Source organism: Kiloniella litopenaei (assembly GCF_000982415.1).
GTDB classification, from domain to species: Bacteria; Pseudomonadota; Alphaproteobacteria; order Kiloniellales; family Kiloniellaceae; genus Kiloniella; species Kiloniella litopenaei.
Map to the genome: position 1 here is coordinate 342,321 of NZ_LANI01000002.1, position 17,430 is coordinate 359,750.

The window sequence follows — 17,430 nt, forward strand, 5'->3', positions numbered from 1 at the left end:
TTTGCAATCTACCGCAATGATATAGACCGACCAAGCTCCCCCTGCAGACACTTATACAGAAAGTTTCCCCGTGGCCCAAACCAGCACGAAAAGGACAAAAAAAGCCCGGGAAAGAGACCTTGTGCATGGCAGTCTGCCAGCACACTTCAAAGCGCTGGCCATTCCCGCTGGCATCGGCATGCTGTTCAATACTCTCTATAATGTGGTGGACACCTTCTTTGCCGGGATGATCTCTACGGATGCCCAGGCCGGGCTTTCCGTTTCTTTTACGGTGTTTTTTATTCTCATCGCCTTTGGCATCGGGCTGGGACAGGGTATCTCTGCCCTTGTTGGGTCAGCCATTGGCGCCAACAGGAACAAGGTCGGTAATGACACGGCCAGCGATGATGAAAAACAAACCCAGACAACGGAACATTCCTCAGAAGACATTACCTCACCAAAAGATATAGCTGCGCCCAAGGACATATCTGCACCCAAAGACATATCTGCACAGGGCCTCAGCTTTGCCACGCTCTTCTCTTTCCTGCTTTGTTTGGCTGGCTACTACGCTATCCCTCACCTGCTGGATTTACTCGGAGTTTATAACGGCTATCGAACACTCGCCCATGATTACCTGATCCTTATCCTCTTTGCCGCGCCAGCCTTTATGATCGCCTTTGCCGCCAACGGTATTCTGAGCGCTCAGGGCGATACAGTGACAAACCGCAATGCCCTGATCGGGGGATTTCTCGCCAACTGCCTCTTGAACCCGCTGTTTATTTTCGGGGCCTTTGGCATTCCAGGGCTTGGCTTTGACGGCCTCGCCATATCCACCGTGATCATCGAATGGTTCGTGGCCTTCTACCTTTTGTCCCACGCCCTGAAATCGCGGGCAATGGCACAGACAAGGCTGTCCTGCTTCATCCCCCATCTGAAGATCATCAAAGACATCGTGGCTCAGGGTGCCCCGGCAAGCCTGAATTTCCTGACCATCACTGTGGGTGTTTTTGTCATCCAGTATTTCCTGCAACCCTTTGGCGCAACCGCGGTCGCGGCCTATGGCATTGCCCTGCGCATTGAACAGCTTGTCCTGCTCCCCGGCTTGGGGCTGACAATCGTTCTCTTGCCGATCATTGCGCAAAACTATGGTGCCAAAGAACTCGACAGAGTGCGTTATGCCTTTTGGTGGTGTGTGCTAACTGGCATCGGCATGATGCTTGTTGGTACGGTATTGCTCTTGCTCGGCGGCAAGTTCTTGCTGGGCCTCTTCACCCCGGATCAAGATGTTATCTCGGTCGGCTTCGATTACCTGATCCTCGCCGCGCCGATGCTGCCCGCCTACCTCACCCTCTTTGCGATGATGTCCTTTTTCCAGGGCATCAAACGTCCGATCTGGACCGTCTGGATCGGGATCTACCGACAAATCTTCGCCTCGGCAGGTTTCGCCGCCCTCTTTATCTATATCCTGAACTGGAACGAATGGGGCGTCTGGACCGCCGTGTTTGCCTCTGTCTGGAGCGGCCTCCTGCTCTCCACGATTATCCTGATCATCGTCGCGAGAAAAAGCATACAAGGATTGGGTGGACCGGGAGTTTTGAGAGTGTATGAGAGTTAGATAAATCTGAAGTTTAAGGTAAGTCATAAAAACTTATACAGATGTATACACTGGTGTAATTTATACAGGTTTTTTAAACTAAATTTATCAATGAGCTATAAATTTCATAATGCTTCTAACTGATTAAGACCACAAGTAAACGTTGAATTATTTCAACCAATTTTTAATAGCCTCAATATTCGCTTTATTGCTTAAAATCGCCTCCTCATAATCTTCCTCATTATCAAACTCGTACATCCATTCATCTTTTGCCCAACACTGCATGTCATGAAGCTCAACTTTCATGTACTTATGAATAATTTGCAGATTAGAATTGAGAGCAGGAATCATTTGATCAGGCTTATCGATGCCAGATAATGTTTCTAAGAAGGCTTTTTGAATTTCGAAAAAATCATTCTCCCATGATTCTAGTTCAAGCATTTGCGCATATCTCGTTGAAAGCCATAAGAAGGCTCCTGGCTCTGTCGGGTTTTGAATAAAATCAATAATCATATGACTGTTGTGATTACACTCAGGGCCAATAAACTTTTGTAAAGATGACCATGAAAACTTGATTTCTTGTTTTGCTAAATACGATAAAAGATCAAAATTAGTTTTATCTTCTTGCAACATTCCAGCATCTAAAATTAGTTCAGACCTTCCTCCATTTATCAAGATAAACATTATCTTTTCTAAAATGCTAGCATCATGCGCCTGTAAAAGTAGTTTGGCTATAGCCGGAGCGTTTTCATCATCTAACAAAGCTCTCTTATCCAGCTGCTCAAGGCTTACCATTTGAAGTGCAGGGTCCGAGGGTTCAATGAAAGTAATAATATCGTTGAATGAAAGCGTTAGAAGCTCTTCCGGTGCTTCTTTTAAAATCGTTATTTTAATTATATTTTCTGAATCATTGATAAGTCTTTTATACAAAAATTCGGAAAGGGGTTCGTCGTTGGGGTCGGAGATTCTGATCAAATACTTTAACGCATCAGCACGAACTGAAGCATCTGGGTCGTGCTTCGCCAAACTATACAATACATCCGATTGTTGCATTCCGGCCAAAACAACGATTAAATTTCTGCGCACACCAGAAGAAGGCTCACCGTCGGGTAAACTTTGCAATTTTGAAGCAGAACTTTTCCACTTCTTAAGGGCAAGGGACCATATGGCCCAAACCTTTTCAGGGCCATCCCCGTTTTCTAAAAGGTTGTTGATCTTAGCCTCTTCTAGATTGTTAACATCTTCAAAAGAGTTATAACGATTTACCTGATTAATTGTCATTTACAGTGATACCCAAAACAGGATTCCCACAGCTTAAAAACATGATACCCACTAACCGTTAATTTTACCCCCGAAAAGCGCCGCGGATATAGATCGCAAGTTCTTCTGCCAGGGCTTTGTTCGGGCCGTCGGCGAGGTACATGTTTATGCTGCATCGGGGGAGCGTCGGCAGTTCGCCGCGGTGGTCGATTTCTTCGATGCCGGGGTCGGTGAAGGTTGGGAGTTCAGGGCGCACCGCGAAGTCTGCGGCAACGGCGACCGAGGTGGAATCTTCGCTGTCGGTATCAACCGCGTCCAGCCAGGGAATCCCCGCCTGTTCCAGTGCCTCAATCATGGATCGCCGAAAGGCACAGCCGCGTACCATGGCAACGGGCAACGGGCGGGCCATCCATGCATGGCCATTGACCGCCCCGGTCCATAACAGGGGCTGCACGGCCAAAAGCTCTGCATTTTCGGGCAGTTTTTGATCCTTGTTATATACCTCTGTCGTCAGGATCAAATCCTGTTGACCGTGTTCTATTTCAGCAGCCAGATCGATTGATCCCGCGGTTTTCAACTTGACCTGCACGCGGGGGAAGTCCCGGTTGAACTGTTTGAGGACATGTGGAATATGCGGCCTGATCACGTCACCCGGCACGCCAAGGCAGATACTGCCCTCATACTTCGGGGCCGTTAATCTGCCCCAGATTTCATCGTTCAGGTCCAGCATGGACCGGGCGTAGCCAAGCAACTGGTCGCCCTCAGCCGTTGGCCGGATGCCACGCCCGCTGTTACGATCCAGCAAGGGCAGACCAACACTTTCTTCCAGCCGTTTGATTTGCATGCTGATGGTCGATTGCGTCATATGCAGCTTGTTCGCCGCTGCTGTCATGCCGCCTGTCTCGCTGACAGTAATAAAGCTGCGCAATGTGCCGAGGTCAAAATTTCTCAATCTACTGACTTTCTTTTATTGGTCCTGCCTTCTATTAGGCCTGTCTTCTATTAGTCATGCCCCTAAAAACAGAGCTATCAATTTTTGTGATGATATTAATCAAAACTATTCACTTCCATAATAATAAATCCATGACAATATATCAATAACATTGATCGCAACGGTCGAAACCATCACATTCTGCAATGGAGGATGAAATGCTAAAACAACCATGTCATACCTTGAACGCATGTCACACTGTGGGCACAAACGGCGCTTGCGGGGCTTCTTTTTCTCGGGACCACAAAATTTTTGCCTCCTCGACAAAAGAAGCGACAACATTCTTTTCCCGCGTCTTGGGCCTAATTATAAAAGCCTTTGAAATTCGCGAAGAACGCCGCACGCTGGCTGGTCTCAGCCTTGAACAGCGCGAAGATATCGGTGTCAATACAGAACAGGTTCATCAGGAAAGCCTGCGTGCCTATTGGGATCTCCCCGCCAATCGCCTTAGTTAAGTCTGGAAATGGGGTTAAGTCTGGAAATCGAAGCTAGCCGTGGAACCCGACAGGTCAGGCTTAATACCAGATCACATCCACACTTTTTAGCTGACAAACCTGCTGTTTGATAATGCTAAAACAAAACCCGATAGGATTAGTCCTATCGGGTTTTTCTTGAGAGATTACAGATCAACGCAGTTGATCAAAGAAGCTCTTCGACCTCTCCATCTTCGCTCGTGCCGCCTTTGAGCTTGGACGCCAATGATGCCTCGAGGAACATATCAATATCTCCGTTTAGCACAGCGCCCGAGTTGCTGGTCTCTGCCCCTGTGCGGAGATCTTTCACCATCTGATAGGGCTGCAAGACGTAAGATCTGATCTGTCGTCCCCATCCGATCTCGGTTTTTGAATCGGCTTCGGCCTGTGCTGCTTCTTCCCGCTTTTGCATTTCGTGTTCGAACAAACGGGATTTCAACATGTTCATCGCGGTCGCGCGGTTTTTATGCTGCGAGCGGTCATTCTGACACTGCACAACGATACCTGTGGGTTCGTGGACGATACGGATCGCTGAATCGGTGGTGTTCACGTGCTGCCCCCCCGCGCCGGAAGCACGGAAAGTATCAACGCGGATATCCTTGTCGAGAATTTCGATGTCAAAGCTGTCATCAATCACCGGATAGACCCACGCAGAGCTAAAGGACGTATGACGACGGGCCTGTGAATCATAGGGCGAGATACGCACAAGACGGTGAACCCCGGCTTCGGTTTTCAGCCAGCCATAGGCATTATGGCCCTTGATCATGACCGTGGCCGACTTCAGGCCGGCTTCCTCACCGCTGCTTTCTTCCAGCCACTCAACTTTATAGCCATGCTGTTCTGCCCAGCGGGTGTACATGCGCAACAACATTTCGGCCCAGTCCTGTGCCTCTGTCCCGCCAGCCCCGGCATTGACCTGTAGATAACAGTCGTTGGCATCGGCTTCACCGGACAACAGACTTTCCAGCTGTTTTTTATCCGCCAGTTCCTTCAGGGCGAAAATCTGGTTCTCACCCTCGTCCACAGAATCCTGATCGCCTTCGTCCTCACCCATCTCGATCAGCAAGGTGGCTTCTTCCACGTCGCTTTCGATCTTGCGCACAGCCGCAATCGACTGTTCCAGATGCGTACGCTCTTTCATCAGCGTCTGGGCAAGCTGTTGATCATTCCAGAGTTCCGGGTCTTCGGCACGAACGTTCAGTTCGTCCAGTCGTCTAAGTGCGGCATCCCAGTCAAAGATGCCTCCTCAGCAACGTCAGCGACTGTTCAATATCGCTAATCGCCGCTTCGATCTCGGCGCGCATGCTTACACGGCCTCCTCGTCAGCTAAATTTAAAAAATTAGTAATTCGGTTTTTACCAGTTCCGTCTTCTACCCGTTTCAGGCGGGTTAATACAAGCCCTCGGTTGTCAATCCATCGGTTACAGACAAAAGCGGATTGTCATTCTCTTCCCCGTCACCCGAAAAATTCGGCGATGGAACGTTTTCCGGCTTGAAGGCTTCGACAATGACATTGCTGTCATTTACCCCGGCCAGACGGCCTGTTTCAGCATTAATTCTAACCAATCTGATACCCGCAGGCACCCGGAATGGTGTTGCCGGGGCATCCTTCAAAGCCTCTTCCATAAAGGATTTGAAAATTGGTGCGGCGGCACTCGCGCCCTGTTCTCGGGCCCCAAGTGTTTTGGGGGTATCAAAGCCCACATAGGCCCCCACGGCCAAATCCGGTGAAAAGCCCAGAAACCATGCATCAAAGCTTTTGTTGGTTGTTCCTGTCTTCCCGGCAAGTGGTTTGCCGATAGACTTGATTCGGCGCCCTGTTCCACGCTGGACAACGCCCTCTAGCATGGAAACAACCTGATATGCGGATGCCGGATCGACAATCTGTTCGCGCGTGTCCGGTAATGTGGGAACAGGCTGGTTCTTCCATTCGCCATCACTCACACAGGGCAAACAATTTCGCGAATCATGCCTGAAGACTGTTTTACCGCGCCGATCCTGAATGCGATCAACAAGTGTCGGTTCAATCCGCTTACCACCATTAACCAGCATGGCATAAGCCGTGGTCATCTGTAACAGAGATGTTTCCCCCGCCCCCAAGGACATTGACAATACGGGTTTCATATTGTTTTCAATACCAAATCGCCGTACATATTCGACGATTTTATCCATGCCAACATTTTGCGCCAGACGAACTGTCATCAGGTTTCGGGATTTTTCCAAACCTACCCGCATACGGGTCGGTCCGTAGAATTTTTTGGTGTAGTTACCCGGTTTCCACTTTCCAAGGCCCGCCCCTTGATCCAAGGCAAAGGGGGCATCCTGAATAAGTGTTGCAGGGGTATAACCATTATCAAGACCACTTAGATAGATAAAGGGCTTGATCGCAGAACCCGGCTGTCGAATTGCCTGTGTCGCACGGTTAAATGAACTGCGATCAAAGGAAAATCCGCCGGACATGGCCAAGATCCGGCCAGTATGCGGATCAATAGCAATAAGACCGCCATTCACATCCGGGATTTGTCGCAGGGCAAAGGTATTTTCGGGGTAGTCATTGCCTTTTGGTGTTTTTGTCACAGGCTCGACAAGAACAACATCCCCCAGTGACAACACATGCCCAGGTGTACTCGGTACACCGCCATAGCGCTGATTTTTAAGCCACTTACGTGCCCATTTCAGCTCACTCATGGGAATAGTGCCACGCGTACCATCCACAAGCCCAATCGCAACAGATTTTTTACCCACTTCCAAAACAGCCGCCAGCTTCCACGGATCAGCCCCTTTGGGTGTGGGGATTGCTTCCAGCTGTATTTTCCAACCGTCCGGGGATTCCGGATCATAGGTCGCAACAGGACCACGCCATCCATGACGGCGATCATATTCGATCAAGCCATCCCGTAAGCTCTTTTGGGCAATCTTTTGCAAGCGGGGTTGCAGCGTTGTTCGAACGGATAGCCCCCCTTCGTACAGCCCTTCTTCACCATAAAGATCAATTAGCTCACGGCGTACTTCTTCGGAAAAATAAGGGGCATCAACAACTTCGGTACGGTCCCGCTTAATTATCTCAAGCGGTGACTGCCAGGCTGTTTCCGCTTCGTCCTTGGTAATCTTGCCATTTTCCAGCATGCGCCCAATGACCCAATTACGCCGGGCAAGTGCCGCGTCATGACGCCGCACGGGATGGTAATTCGATGGTGCTTTTGGCAAGGCAGCCAGATAGGCAGCTTCTGCAATTGTCAGTTCATCAAGCGACTTGTTGAAATAGTTCAACGAAGCAGCTGCCACACCATAAGATCGGTAACCCAAGAAGATTTCGTTCAAATAGAGGTCAAGAATACGCTCTTTCTCAAAGGCATTTTCAATACGAAAGGTCAAAATGGCTTCTTTGATCTTGCGCTCGTAAGAAACTTCGTTGGTCAGCAAAAAGTTTTTTGCGACCTGTTGCGTAATCGTTGACGCACCGATCAAACGCTTGCCCGAGCCAATATTCTTGATATTGGTCATCATCGCCCGGGCAAGAGAGAGATAATTCAACCCGCCATGGGTATAAAAATCTTTATCTTCGGCAGAAAGGAAAGCATCTTTTACACGGGTCGGGATTGCCGTAATTGGTACATAGATACGCTTTTCCTTGGCGTATTCTTCCATCAAACGGCCGTCACCCGCGTGAACACGTGTTACGGTCGGCGGATCATAATCTTTAAGGTCGGTATGTTCCGGCAGGCCTTTGCCATATTCGTAAAAGGCATAGAGAACCACGCCCCCGCCAGCAATTGCCATCACAATTCCCAGACCAAACAAATAGCCCATTATCTTTAGAAACTTCACGCCTTAAATCCTAACCAGCATCAATGCAGTAATCTGCTAATCTGCCTCAAAACTATGACAACCATATGGCAAAAACAGGCAACAACCTGTCATACAAACGCCCCCTGTCCCGTTCAAAACAGGATGACACATGGGGTAAATTTCTTCCCGTTACTATAACAAAAAGCCACCAAATGCCAGTAATTGGGTGTTATAACTTTATTGGGTGTTATAACTTTCCAGCTTGCCGAAATATTGATCCACTGCACGGCCAATGGCGGTGACCAGTTTTAGTTTGTGATTCTCGCTTTGCAACAATCGTTCTTCCTGTCTGTTTGACATATAGCCCAGTTCGACCAAAACAGACGGAATTATGGGTGATTTAAGCACGGCAAAACCCGCTGAACGATGAGGGCGCCCCAACAGCTTGGCCTCGCGCCTCATCTCACCAACCAGCACATTCGCAAACTGCTTGCCCTGATTATTTGTTTCGCGCTGGGCCAGATCGATCAAGATTTTACTGACATCAGCAGACTGTTCGCTCAGATCAAAGCCAATAATAATATCAGCCTTATTCTCTTTCGCCGCCAGGGCTTCGGCCTCTTTATCCGATCCCTTTTCAGACAGGCTATAGACCGAAAAGCCTCGAACCCGGCTGGAAGGATGTTTGTTTGCATGAAGGGAAATGAAAAGATCTCCATTCGCCTTTTGCGCAATGCCTACCCTTTGCCGAAGTGCCAGGGATGTATCAGTTTCCCGTGTCATAACAACCTGATAACGCCCCTTACTTTCGAGAACTTTTTTCAGGCTTTTTGCATAGCTCAGGGCCAGTTTCTTTTCCTGTATTCCCGACACACCAATAGCACCGGGATCAACACCGCCATGCCCCGCATCTATCACAATGACTTTTCTGGCTTTTTCTGGCTTCTTTGGGGCGGTCAGCGATGGCGCGATTGGTGTTGCCGCAACCTGTGTCTCTTTCTTTAACGGGGTCGCGGATGTCAGCTGACGTTTCTGTTCCCCCGAAGACTTATAGGCCTCAGCTGTAATGCGTTTGATATCCACAACCAACCGATGTTTGTGACCATCCTTTGGCGGCAGCAAAAAAGCAGAAGTAATGGTAACAGGATATCGTGCGTCCAGAACAACACGACTGATATTTGGTTCAAAAAGACCGAACCGGAGCGCCTGTACCGCCCCGGTTGCTCTGGGAACCTTGTTTTTAGGAACCTTCCAGTTCAACTTTGGCAGGTCAATAACAATGCGATAGGGATCCGGAAGTGTGAAGATTCGATAGGCTGGTTCTTCGGATAATTCCATCACAAATCGGGTTTTATCCGGGTGCTTTCCGATTCGAATGGCATCCAGATCAGAACTCTGGGCACTCACCGTTATGAAAAGAGCAACCAAGGTCAGGATAAATCCCACCAGTCCGGTACAGCTAAAAAACCTAACGTTCATGCGCTCTTTATCTCAAAAATCACTGTTTAATACCAAGCTATTTTCGGTTTAATCTAAGTATGTTACTCGAAAAACATACTCAAAACAGACCCCTAATATCACGTAATTTTAAAATGAATCCAAAAAAGTGAAATTACCTTCTAGCACAGAGGGAACGGTCCTGCTAATCTACAGACAGAAAATTCTACGCTGATAGTGGGAAATACCCAACTTACAGCGTGTACTGATGCCTCAGGAGGCTCTGTTAGCCAGAAGCTGCAGATTTCGGTCTTTATAAAAGACGCCCTGAGAAGCAAGTACAACAAGCCAAACTGATGGGGCAAGGTTTTACAAAACAACTACCCCCTCAACACTTTTTAACTTAATCGAATCGTTTCATTTTTATGAACGATTCCCAAGCGAGAGCGTTCCCGTTCGAAACTACGGCTACGCAGGATAAAGAAACGGTAATGAACGCTCTTGATCATATAAATTCATCGACACTGATGTTCCGTGCGCCGCCTTTGTTATGGCTTACCAAAGGCGCAGGCCGCACGCTGGAGTTACTCACGTATGGCAAAACGTATGCTAATCGATGCCACCCACCCGGAAGAAGTCCGGGTTGTGGTGCACAACGAAAACAAACTTGAAGATTTCGATTTTGAAACCCAATCCAAGAAACAACTAAAAGGAAATATCTACCTCGCTCGCGTAACCCGTGTTGAACCTTCTCTCCAAGCTGCATTCGTAGAATACGGCGGGAACAGGCATGGTTTTCTTCCCTTCAGTGAAATCCACCCGGATTACTACCGCGTTCCGGTTGCTGATCGCGAGAGCATTATGGAAGAAGAAGCCATTGTCGAACCTTTGGAAGAGGAAGAAAACACTGCGCCACCTGCAGAGGAAGATACACCCGATGTTTCTTCAGATTCCCTTGAAAGCGTAGAAAAGCAGCAAGACGATACCATTGAGGAAATCGCCGGGGAAACCTCTGTCGATAGTATCAATGAAGATGAGTCTGACTTTGAGGCCAAAACAAAGTCACGCGTAAACCTTATGAAACGCTACAAAATTCAAGAGGTTATCAAACGCCGACAGGTTATCTTGGTACAGGTTGCAAAGGAAGAGCGCGGCAACAAGGGCGCGGCCCTAACAACCTATCTGTCACTTGCGGGTCGTTATTCTGTTCTGATGCCCAACACCAACAAAGGTGGCGGGATCAGTCGCAAGATCAGCAACCCCAATGATCGTAAACGTCTGAAAGACATTCTATCTGACCTCAAAATTCCCGAAGGGATCGCCGTTATCGTTCGTACAGCGGGCAGCCAGCGTACGAAAATGGAAATCAAGCGGGATTATGAGTATCTGATCCGTCTTTGGAATGAAATTCGCGAGAACACCCTTAAGTCGGAAGCTCCGAGCCTGATTTACGAAGAAGCAAATCTGATCAAAAGGGCAATGCGCGATCTCTATACCAGCGACATGGAAGAGATCTTGGTCGAAGGTGAACGCGGCTACAAAATGGCAAAAAGCTGTATGCGGTCGCTCATGCCAAGTCACGCCAAAAAGGTTAAACACTACAAAGGCATGCAGGTGCCGCTGTATCACCGCTTTCAGGTTGAAACACAGATTGATGCCATGCACAACCCGATTGTGCAGCTTAAATCTGGCGGGTATCTTGTCATCAATCCGACCGAAGCGTTGGTTGCTGTCGATGTTAACTCTGGCCGCGCCACAAAAGAACGTCACATTGAAGAAACAGCCTTCAAAACCAACCAGGAAGCCGCCGATGAAGTGGCACGCCAGGTTCGCCTGCGTGATTTGGCTGGATTGTTGGTCATTGATTTCATCGATATGGATGACCCCAAACATAACCGCGAAGTTGAACGCCGTCTGAAAGATGCGATGCAGGCAGACCGTGCACGTATCCAACTGGGACGGATCAGCCCCTTTGGTCTGCTGGAAATGTCTCGTCAACGTTTGCGCCCAAGCATTGTTGAAAACTCGACAGTGACTTGCCCACACTGCGACGGGATTGGAACAGTCAGAACCACTGAATCTGCCGCCCTTCATGCATTGCGTGCTCTCGAAGAAGACGGCATCCGTAAAGGCAGCGGCAAGATTGCTCTTTATGTACCCACCGAGGTAGCTCTCTATATCCTTAACCAAAAACGTTCACGTCTGATTGACATTGAACAGCGTTACAACTTTACCGTCGATATCAATGCAGATGACGGCATCGTTATTCCGAACTTCCGGCTAGAGCGACTGGTCGCTAATAACGATGGCCCTGTTAATGAAATCATGCCGCTAGAGCCGGTGAAATCTGCACAGGTGAAATCGACAAAAAGACTTGATGAGGAACGGGCAGAACGAAATGACCGTAACGACAGACAAGATAGCGACCCGAAACGTCGCCGTCGTCGCCGTCGCCGGAAAGACCGTTCCGAGTTTCCGGACGCAAGTAGCGATGAGAACGTAAACGCATCTTTGGATGATGCTCAATCCAACGATGACGACCAGGATGTTTCCCGTTCAGAGGACGGATACGATGATGATGGTCGTACCCGTAAACGCCGTCGTCGCGGCAAACGCGGTGGCCGTAGAAGAACCAGACGGCCCGAGGGTGAAGAAGAACAGTTGGATGGGACTGATTCTCAGGAAAACCAGGCGGTTTCTGATGCTGATAACAGTCAAGATTCAGAAAACCAGTCTGACGTGAACGCTGAATCAGCAAACGAAGTTGCTGCGTCTGAAGGCACGACATCTACGGAAAGCAAATCATCAGATGACGAGAAACCCAAACGTCGACGGGGACCTCGGCGCAGAAAATCGGCATCTGCCGATGCTCCTACAGAGGAAAGCTCGCCACAAGATGCTGTAACATCAGCAGCTGGCGAAGTATCCACGGATGTTCAAGCCACTGGTACTGACGAAAGCGCTTCTTCGGATGAAACCCAAGCAGCTTCTGATGATGAAGAGAAGCCGAAAAAACCGCGTCGGGCACCGCGTAAACGGGCGACAACCAACAGACGCCCTCGCAAAAAGGCTGAAGAAGCTGAAGCATCAACAGATACCGCATCAGAAACAACCGCTGCTGAAACAGAAACTGTTGCAGCCACGGCTGCTAAATCTGATGAGGTAACTGAAGAAGCACCAAAAGCGAAACCGCGTACCCGTGCCAAAACCGCAAGCAAAACAGGTCGCCCCGTAGGACGCCCCAGAAAGAAAGCTGCGACGGCAACTGAAACGACAGCCGAAAAGAAGACGTCATCATCTTCTTCGGAAGTCAAAAATATTCCGATTGAAACCCCGACTTCCAAGCCGGAAACAAAATCAGAGCCAAAAGCAGCAGAAGCAAAACCTGTGGCAGAAGTCGCGGTAAAAAGTGCCCCTGCAAAAGTGGAAACTTCGGCCCCAGCCCCACAGGCCCAACAACCTGCTGGCCCCAAGAAAAAAGGCTGGTGGAGCAGAATAACAGGTAACTAACCCGTTATTTACACAATAAAAAAAGCCCCAGACAAAATTGTTTCAAGATTGTCTGGGGCTTTTTTATCTGTTTTTTCTTCTTTATCTGTTTTTTCAGGCTTTTACCTAGATCATCACAACAAACTTATCGCCAACTTTTCAACCGCTTTACAGCTTCAAGCATTGTTTGTTCGGTTCCCGCAAAGGAAAACCGCATAAAGTGGCTTCCGTTAAAAGGGTCAAAGTCAACGCCCGGTGTTGCTGCGATACCTGTTTCATTAAGAAGACGCGCGCAAAACGACTGGCTGTCGTTCGTGCGCTTGCTAATATCCGCATAGATATAAAATCCGCCATCAGCAGGCGCGAGATTATCAAACCCGACACCGGGCAACTCGTTAAGCAAGATATCCCGATTACGGGCATACTGCGCCACATAGCTCTCCAGCACATCATAACACTTGAAGACTGCCGCACCTGCAATTTGGGACAGTGTGGGCGGGGATATAAAGAAATTCTGGGCAAGACATTCTTCGGCGCGCAACATATCTTCGGGTAAAATCATCCACCCAAGACGCCACCCTGTCATAGAGAAATACTTGGAAAAAGAATTGATGATAAACGCATCATCCGTAAATTTCAGGGCCGTTGATGCCTGTGTACCATAGCTAATCCCGTGATATATCTCATCAGAAATCAAGCGAATTTCTTGCGAAGCACAGTAATCAATGATTTCCTTAAATGCCTTTTCACTCAGCATTGTACCCGCCGGATTAGACGGACTTGCAATAATAACGCCGTCCAGTTTACCCTGCGCAGCCAATAGTTCGGCCGTGGGCTGAAAACGTTCCTTGGGTCCGACCTCGATCAACACAGGTTCAATGTCCAGCGCGACAAGGATATTTCGATATGCCGGATACCCCGGCGCGACCAAGGCAACCCGGTCACCTGGATTGAATGCTGCAAGGAAGGATAACAGAAATCCCGCCGAAGATCCGGTCGTAACCATGACCCGTGCAGGATCAACCTTTTGTTTATACAGATGCATATAATGATCTGCGATACCCTGACGCAATTCAGGTATCCCCATTGCATCCGTATAACCAATCATTTCAGTATCCAGGGCTGATTTAACAGCCTCTAGAACGTAGTCAGGTGCAGGTGTGGCTGGTTGCCCCAAAGAGAGATGAAGAATATCTTCACCCGCCGCGGCACGTTCATTCGCCGCCCGTAAAACATCCATCACGATAAAGGGGGGAATATCCCCCCTGTTCGAAAGTTTTAACGCCATCTTGTGGTCCTATCGTGCCAAGCGGCTCAACCCATATCCGCGCGTGTCTGCTGCAGAACTACAGGTTTCCGGGTTAAATTTTAAGCTTTTTGCACAATGGCTGGAATTAACTCGCCCAAATTCTGGGGCTGGCCTTGCGTCGTGCCCTTTGCTTTTAAGACTCTCGACAATGTCACTTGGGCTATTTTTCTCATAAAACACCACATCAGGCTTACCACTGTGGTGTAAGCGCGCTGAAGATTCAGCCTCTTTTAATCCCACATCAGCCAACAAGGTATCTGCCATGATCTTTCCCAAGGCAGAGGCACTGACGGCCCCACCAGCGGATGTTCCGGCATACCGTGAAAAAGTGGTTGGATCATTTGCGACAACAACACTGACAACTGTATCCAGCCCATCCGCAGCAGAGCGCGGTGGTGCGGGTAAAACAACGCCCATGTCCTGAAGCATACGGCCAGAACCGAACAAGCCGTTCAACGTAAAGCTACAGGCTATAGCATTGTTGTATTTATCAATGACAGAAAAACCAGCAGCATAGGGGTTGCCAGATGCTGTTCGCGGTTGAATAGGCAGTGCAGATACTGGCGTTGATTTGCCACCATTATAGCTTTCAAATACATTTTCCAGCGCCTCTTCACTAAGTGTTGCCTCTACAGGAATCTGTCCCGAAGCGACGCCACCGCGAACGACATGTGCTCTTTTCAAAGCCTCAACAAACATGTGTGCTCTTTCACTCTGGGTGGCATCTGCATAGTTACCGTTCACGTGCAACTGCCCCAGCAAGTTTGCCGTGACAAGGGCACTGCCAGTATAATCGCCAGAGAAATAAGCCAGATCATCTTTAACCTGTACGGTTAATGGCTCTTCAAAGACAGGCAGGTAATTTCGAATCTCATCACTGGTCAGGGGTAATCCTGCGTTAGTTGAAGCCTCGGCATAACGGCGGGTCAATCCGCCAGCATATAGATAGCCAGCTCCTTGGGCTCTTAATCCCCCCAAAAGCCCTGATAATTCGGCCTGCACCAATTTATCGCCTTCGCGGGGCAGCTTGCCATCTTCGCGGGCAAACTTGCTCAAAAGCTCTGCATTAACACCAAGGCGTTGATTTGCCAGCGCTAGATCATAAGCAAAAGAACGGCTTACCGGATTGCCAAAGCGTGCCAGATTCTCACCATAGGCGACAAGCTGTTGCCAACGTACGGCACCATATTTAGCGTGCAATGCCGCCATAACACGGGGGGCCTTGGGAACAACACCGCCCGATGCAGAAGATTTCGGCAGAAAATTCAACGCAACAGCTTTGTTTTCTTCCTTGTCATAATAAGAACACGCCCCACCAGCGGCGATTCCCACACGCGAAGGCATCGTAACAGCCATAGTGAAAAACATGGCAACAGCAGTATCGGCCGCCGTCGCGCCATTGCCCAACAGTTCACGCCCAACCTGTGCGGCCCTGGGTTCATCAGCCGAGACAACACCAGCAAAACCTTCGACAACCTGAAGATTTCCTTTTGCAGTTTCATCCGCCGTTTCACAAGCTGAGAGTAGCATTCCCCCCAAACATGCTGTTAGGATAGCGGAATGAAATTTTGTTTTACCGAAAAAGGTGTCTTGCATTACTGACGCTTTGCCCCCAATTGACTATACGAATTCTTATAAATTTGTGAGAACTGACCGTTGAATGAACGACCAGCCCGCCTGATTTTACGCATCATTGCTTTTATTGCCACTGTTACTTTTGCCTTTCCGGCAAAAGCACAGGGATTAAACCTGATCCGCGACGCCGAAACAGAACATGCTCTGAGAGTTTATTCCACCCCAATCTTCCAAGCTGCCGGTATAAGCCCGCAAAGTGTAAGTATTTTCATCGTAAATGACAAAACCCTTAATGCCTTTGTGACATCTGGTAACAGGATGTTTATCAATACCGGCCTGTTAATCAAGGCCAAAACACCTTCGGAGGTCATTGGCGTTATTGCCCATGAAACGGGACACCTTGCGGGGGGGCACGTCGCTTTTCGTGGTGAAAACGTTGACAAGGCCCTGGTTACAACCTTTGCCAGTTACCTGCTTGGTGTCGGGGCAGCACTGGCGACGGGCAAGGGCGAAGCCGCCGGCGTGATTATCGGTGCGGGGCAATCCTTGGCTCTCAGAAATTTCCTGAGCTATACCCGCCAACAGGAATCTGCTGCAGATCAGGCGGCGGTGAAGTATCTACGCGCTACAGAACAATCCGCCAAGGGCCTTCGCGATTTCATGGGCGTGCTTAGAGGACAAGAGGTCCTGTTAAGCCAGAATCAGGATCCATATTTGCGCAGTCACCCCCTGTCGCAACAAAGGTACAATTTTCTGGATAATGAAGTTCTGAAATCACCATATTCAGATAAAACCGATTCGCCAGAAATCATACAGTTACATAAAAGAATTGTTGCCAAACTCGTCGGATTTTTGGATTCATCAGCAAAAGTTCTGCGCAAATATCCACCAGAAGATATGTCCCAGGAAGGACGGTATGCCCGTGCCATTTCCTATTATCGTTCAACAGACATAGATAACGCCCTTCGCGAGCTGGACAGCCTGTTGGCCGATTATCCGAACGACCCCTATTTTCTGGAACTCAAGGGACAAATTTTGTTTGAATTTGCCCGTGGTAAAGAAGCTGCCCCCTATCTGCAGAAGGCCGTTGAATTGGCCCCAGATGCCGCGCCAATAAAAACCTTGTACGTTCGGGTTCTGGTTGAAGAAAACAGCCCCGAAAAAGACACGATTGCCCTTGAACATATCCAAACTATTCTTGCTCAGGAACCAAACAATCCTGGTGTCTGGCGACAAGCCGCAATCATTTATGGTCGCCGTGGAGATAAGGGAATGACAACGCTTGCCCTGGCAGAGGCAGCCTATGGTCGGGGCAAATATGCCGAAGCTGTTATCCAGTCCGGTCGAGCACGTGAACTGCTACCAAAGGGATCACCGGCATGGTTGCGTGCGTCGGATTTGAACAGTGCAGCCGACCGCAAAGAAAAAAAACGTAAAAACAAATAATCCAGCGAAAACATCCACGCGTTCAAACATAAACTTTATCGGTTCACGGTAAAGTTCTTTGCATGTTTGAGCAGATTTCATCATTATC

At 48.9% G+C, this 17,430-nt stretch carries 11 protein-coding genes; 4 read left to right on the top strand and 7 right to left on the bottom strand.

All coding sequences use genetic code 11. The annotated features are described in order from the left end of the window. Nucleotides 1–70: 70 nt before the first annotated feature. The gene (locus WH95_RS03205) at nt 71–1,594 is read left to right on the top strand and encodes an MATE family efflux transporter (RefSeq protein WP_046502792.1); all 1,524 of its coding nucleotides are present in this window, start codon (nt 71–73) and stop codon (nt 1,592–1,594) included. A gap of 147 nt (nt 1,595–1,741) precedes the next feature. Here the strand turns inward: WH95_RS03205 and WH95_RS03210 are convergent, their stop codons facing one another. Together WH95_RS03210 and WH95_RS03215 are read right to left on the bottom strand one after the other, a co-directional pair. Then, nucleotides 1,742–2,854, bottom strand: coding sequence for a HEAT repeat domain-containing protein (locus WH95_RS03210; RefSeq protein WP_046502794.1), 1,113 nt, complete (start codon nt 2,852–2,854; stop codon nt 1,742–1,744). 64 nt (nt 2,855–2,918) lie between these two features. Beyond that, entirely contained in the window at nt 2,919–3,785 is an 867-nt protein-coding gene (locus tag WH95_RS03215; RefSeq protein WP_046502797.1) for a LysR family transcriptional regulator, read from the bottom strand. Nucleotides 3,786–3,982: 197 nt separating this feature from the next. Between WH95_RS03215 and WH95_RS03220 the strand changes: the two genes are divergently transcribed. Then, nucleotides 3,983–4,279, top strand: a complete 297-nt coding sequence (locus WH95_RS03220) for a hypothetical protein (protein WP_046502800.1) — start codon at nt 3,983–3,985, stop codon at nt 4,277–4,279. A gap of 184 nt (nt 4,280–4,463) precedes the next feature. Here WH95_RS03220 and prfB read toward each other — a convergent pair. The 3 genes from prfB to WH95_RS03235 form a co-directional block, all read right to left on the bottom strand. Further along, nucleotides 4,464–5,601, bottom strand: a protein-coding gene (gene prfB / locus WH95_RS03225) for a peptide chain release factor 2 (protein WP_113771973.1) whose coding sequence is annotated in 2 segments (ribosomal slippage) — nt 4,464–5,531 and nt 5,533–5,601 — 1,137 coding nt in all. Because the reading frame shifts where the segments join, the coding sequence is not laid out codon by codon here. Between the two features lie 85 nt (nt 5,602–5,686). Next, nucleotides 5,687–8,107, bottom strand: coding sequence for a penicillin-binding protein 1A (locus WH95_RS03230; RefSeq protein WP_082113957.1), 2,421 nt, complete (start codon nt 8,105–8,107; stop codon nt 5,687–5,689). 216 nt (nt 8,108–8,323) lie between these two features. Beyond that, the gene (locus WH95_RS03235) at nt 8,324–9,565 is read right to left on the bottom strand and encodes an N-acetylmuramoyl-L-alanine amidase (protein ID WP_052741753.1); all 1,242 of its coding nucleotides are present in this window, start codon (nt 9,563–9,565) and stop codon (nt 8,324–8,326) included. A gap of 552 nt (nt 9,566–10,117) precedes the next feature. Between WH95_RS03235 and WH95_RS03240 the strand changes: the two genes are divergently transcribed. After that, nucleotides 10,118–13,033: a ribonuclease E/G gene (locus WH95_RS03240; RefSeq protein WP_046502804.1), complete on the top strand. Its 2,916-nt coding sequence runs from the start codon at nt 10,118–10,120 to the stop codon at nt 13,031–13,033. A 124-nt stretch (nt 13,034–13,157) separates the two neighbouring features. Here WH95_RS03240 and WH95_RS03245 read toward each other — a convergent pair whose 3' ends face one another. Further along, the gene (locus WH95_RS03245) at nt 13,158–14,300 is read right to left on the bottom strand and encodes a pyridoxal phosphate-dependent aminotransferase (protein ID WP_046502806.1); all 1,143 of its coding nucleotides are present in this window, start codon (nt 14,298–14,300) and stop codon (nt 13,158–13,160) included. A 9-nt stretch (nt 14,301–14,309) separates the two neighbouring features. Beyond that, on the bottom strand, nt 14,310–15,851 hold the full coding sequence (locus tag WH95_RS20390; RefSeq protein ID WP_162199372.1) for a gamma-glutamyltransferase: 1,542 nt from the start codon (nt 15,849–15,851) through the stop codon (nt 14,310–14,312). A gap of 126 nt (nt 15,852–15,977) precedes the next feature. Between WH95_RS20390 and WH95_RS03255 the strand changes: the two genes are divergently transcribed. Next, a complete protein-coding gene (locus WH95_RS03255) occupies nt 15,978–17,342 on the top strand; it encodes a M48 family metalloprotease (RefSeq protein WP_046502809.1) in 1,365 nt (454 codons plus the stop codon). Nucleotides 17,343–17,430: the final 88 nt, after the last annotated feature.